An 886-nucleotide genomic window follows, 5' to 3' on the forward strand; every position below is an offset into this window, starting at 1 on the left:
GCGACTGCCGCAGCTGCACGGCGGGCGCGTCCTGGTCGACGTCGCGCGGGGTCGGTCTCTCGGTGGTCATTCGTCCTTCTCGGGGTAGGGCTGGGGTCATCGTACGGGTCGCCCTCGGGGGTCCCGGCCTGTCACCCGGACAGGGGGTGAAAGAACGATTGCAATGTATCTTTGCCATCAAGTAACTTAGCGGTCAATCGAGTTCGGCGGAACACCAGCCGGACCCTCCCCCTTCAGCATCAGCCCGCCCCACCCGATCAGGAGTCCTGCCATGTCGACCCACACCGCCAAGTCCAAGCGCGTCCGCTTCGCTCCCCTCGCCATCGCGACGAGCATCGCCGCCGCCGCTCTCCTCTCCGTTTCGATGTCCGGCACCCTGTCCGGCTTCGTCGCGAGCATCTCCAACACCGGCAACACCGCCGCCTCCGGCTCGCTCGTCATGGAGGAGAAGTCGACCGGCGCCAGCCCCATCACCTGCCTCAGCACCGACGGCGGCTCGATCAGCACCAACACCGCGACCTGCGCGACCATCAACAAGTTCGGCGGATCGACCACGATGGTCCCCGGCCAGACCGTCACCACCGCGATCACGCTGAAGAACACCGGCACCGTCGCCGCCAACACCTTCACGCTGACTCCCGGCGCCACCTGCTCGCAGAGCAACAACGTCGCGGCCGGCGCCTCCGGCTCCGCCACCGACTTCTGCGGCAAGCTCAACGTCGTGATCACCTCCGGCGGGACCACCGTCTTCACGGGCACCGCCGCGACCCTCGCCGGCTCCGCCGTCAAGACCCTCAACACCGCCCCGGTCACCCCCGGCACCTCCACCCCCTTCTCCATCGCCGTGACCCTCGACTCGTCGGCCACCAACGCCTACCAGGGCCTG

General features: G+C 68.2%; 1 protein-coding gene. It reads left to right on the plus strand.

The window, feature by feature from the left end; translation table 11 throughout:
* Positions 1–271: 271 nt before the first annotated feature.
* On the plus strand, positions 272–886 hold a 615-nt coding region (locus C5C99_RS16665), incomplete at its 3' end, for a hypothetical protein (protein ID WP_104340444.1).

Source organism: Rathayibacter sp. AY1C4, assembly GCF_002932195.1.
Taxonomy (GTDB): domain Bacteria; phylum Actinomycetota; class Actinomycetes; order Actinomycetales; family Microbacteriaceae; genus Rathayibacter.